General features: G+C 44.7%; 4 protein-coding genes. All 4 read left to right on the plus strand.

Going from position 1 to position 2,899, the window contains the following annotated elements; genetic code table 11:
- A partial coding sequence (locus tag WAM07_RS12965; RefSeq protein ID WP_422167459.1) for a fumarylacetoacetate hydrolase family protein occupies window positions 1-216 on the plus strand: 216 nt, incomplete at its 5' end.
- 5 nt (window positions 217-221) lie between these two features.
- The gene (locus tag WAM07_RS12970; protein ID WP_422167461.1) at window positions 222-1,013 is read left to right on the plus strand and encodes an SDR family oxidoreductase; all 792 of its coding nucleotides are present in this window, start codon (window positions 222-224) and stop codon (window positions 1,011-1,013) included.
- Between the two features lie 281 nt (window positions 1,014-1,294).
- Entirely contained in the window at window positions 1,295-2,509 is a 1,215-nt protein-coding gene (locus tag WAM07_RS12975) for a C40 family peptidase (RefSeq protein WP_422167463.1), read from the plus strand.
- 70 nt (window positions 2,510-2,579) lie between these two features.
- Window positions 2,580-2,747: a hypothetical protein gene (locus WAM07_RS12980; protein WP_422167465.1), complete on the plus strand. Its 168-nt coding sequence runs from the start codon at window positions 2,580-2,582 to the stop codon at window positions 2,745-2,747.
- The last annotated feature ends 152 nt before the right edge of the window (window positions 2,748-2,899 follow it).

A 2,899-nucleotide genomic window follows, 5' to 3' on the forward strand; every position in this document is an offset into this window, starting at 1 on the left:
ACGAACGAAGTTAATAATATGACGTTTGACCCTGATTATCTCGTATCTTTTCATTCCAAGGTGATGACCTTGCTGCCTGGTGATATTATCTCAACCGGGACACCGGGGGCTGTAGTGATTAGAGATGGGGACGTAATCGAATGTCAGGTTGATGGATTTACGACTCTGCGAAATTCAGTGAAAGACTTAAAAGATAAAGATAATGAGAAAGGATGAAATAGATGGATCTCCAGTTAAAAGATAAATCGGTTATCGTACTTGCTTCAAGTAAGGGATTAGGAAAAGCGATCAGTACCGAATTTGCGAAGGAAGGGGCAAAGGTGCTGATATCAAGCCGCAGCGAGGCAGAACTGGAAAAGGCAAAAGCTGAAATTAAAGAAGTTAGCGGCAACCCGAATGTAGAATATCAAGTTTGTGACGTAACTAATAAATCGCATATCGAACAGCTTGTTCAAAAAGCGGTTGAGCTGCACGGAACCGTAGATGTGCTCATTAACAATGCAGGAGGCCCCCCTGCCGGAACGTTTGATCACTTCACAGATGAAGATTGGCAGCAGGCGTTTGAACTCAATCTGCTTAGTTTTACCAGGACGATTCGCGAAGTGCTGCCGTCCATGCGAGAGCAGAAGAGTGGAAGGATACTGAACATCGCTTCTTCATCGATTAAGCAGACGCTGGATAATTTGATTTTATCGAACACTTTCCGGGCTGGAATCGTTGGGCTGTCAAAAAGTCTATCTCAGGAACTCGCCCCTGATAATATTCTAATTAATACGGTGGGGCCAGGCCGGATTGCCACAGACCGCGTTGCTTCCTTAGACCAGAAGCGAGCGGATCAAGTAGGGGTTTCTGCGGAAGAAGTCAGAGAGAAAGCTGAGCAGAACATTCCGATCGGACGTTACGGAGAGCCGGAAGAATTTGCAAAAGCGGTGGTCTTTCTGGCGTCGGGTGCAAATACGTATTTGACCGGTCAATCACTTGTGATCGATGGCGGGCTGGTCAAAGCCCTATAAATAATGAGGAGAAAAGACTGTCTCGGTGGAGACGGTCTTTTTTTGATATATAGGTAAGTTAGTTCTATCAGGGTTGATTCCTTGTTGCAAAACGCTCAAACGGATTTAATGTTCCATCTCATTTATCCGAAAGGGTAGGTAGAGACTCTTTATCTTTTCCACTTATCCATCTTATAAGCCACTACCGAGAAGATTGACCGGACAGATTAATAAACTTTTCCAACAATCTTTGGTAAAATCTTCATCAAAACATCAGCCTTACAATTAAAGGAGGCCAATATTTGCGCAAGCATCGCGGTAAATGGATGACAGCTATTACACTGGTGGTTATTAGTTTAATTGTATGGCAGTTTTCCGAAGATAATCGAGAAAAGCATCCGCTTGTAAAAGAAGCGGAAATATATATAGGCGTCGATTACGAGCATGGAGGTGCTTCCCCAAAGCAAGGGTTCGACAGCTCTGGATTTATTCAATATATATTCCAGCAAGTCATGGAATTTGAACTCCCGCGAACGCTGGAGCAGCAGAAGAATATGGGGGAGCAGGTAGAGCGCGATTCTTTGCAGGAAGGTGACGTACTATTTTTCAGCAAAGACGATGAAGGCCTGTCCCATGCGGCGATCTATATGGGAAAAGACCAGATCATTCATCCCACCGTCTCGGATGGAGTTGAAGTGACGTCTTTTGAGGGCGACAGCTACTGGAGTGGAAACTTCGAGATGGCTAGAAGAATAACGGATGCTCCGGAAATTGCTAGAGAAGAAGATCTGGTGCAAACAGCCCTTCAGTATTTGGGAGTCCCTTATCTTTTTGGTGGGGAAACGCCAGAAGCATTTGATTGTTCCGGGCTCATTCAGTATGTATTTGAGGAAGCGAAAGGCATCTACCTCCCTCGTTCTACTGACCAGCAGTGGCAGGTGGGGGAAAAGATAGATGTAGAGAACATCCAACCGGGTGATGTCATCTTTTTCAGCGACACATACCGGAAGGGAATTTCTCATAATGGTATCTACATTGGAGGAGGTCGATTTCTTCATGCCTCACGGACCCAGGAAGTCACGATCTCTTATCTAAGCGGGGAATACTGGCAGGAAAAATTCACTGGAGTAAAACGATTTGAAGATCTGACGATTCCCAGGGAAGATCCTATAGTTTCAGAAGCCACTAAATATATTGGAGAAGTACCTTATCAAAAAGATGGAACCACACCCGCCGGCTTTGATACAGCAGGGTTCGTCGAATATGTTATGGAGCAGGAAGGCATGCCGTTCCCTCGTCATGCAGAAGAACAATGGGAGGTTGGTGAACCTGTAGAAAAAGATGATCTCCAGCCTGGCGACCTTGTGTTTTTCAAGGACGACTACCTGAATCCGGCTTTCTATATCGGCAATCATCAAATCGTTCACGTAACCTTAGCTGAAGGCGTGGAAGTGACGAATCTGAAGTCGAATGAATACTGGGGACCGAAATATTATGGAGCGAAGCGGGTCGACTAGCTCTTGTTTTGTGAGTGAGCAGACTCCTGTCTACACTTGATGGTTGGCTTCTTCTAAGAGGAGTGGTTTTGTGTATCTGGCTATAACGATTATATCGATCAGCTTCCTGATTCTTATGTTATATGGGTTTCGCAACTCTCTGTTTTCAAGCAATCCAGAGAACCTTAAAGTGCTGATAGGGGTTTTTGTCCTTTTGCCGCTGATCATTTTAACGATCTTAGTAGCTGCCTTCCTGTAGAGAAGAAGGTATATTAATCCTTCACAAGCTTATTAAACTAATGGGCCGGTTAGTTGAAGACTCGAATTCGAGATAAATCGTGGTTCGTTACTTAAAAGGTATAGGGTTGGTTGGGAAATTACTCGCTTTCCTATGGGGGAACGGTGAGCTTC

It is taken from the genome of Halobacillus sp., from assembly GCF_049282395.1.
Lineage (GTDB): Bacteria > Bacillota > Bacilli > Bacillales > Halobacillaceae > Halobacillus.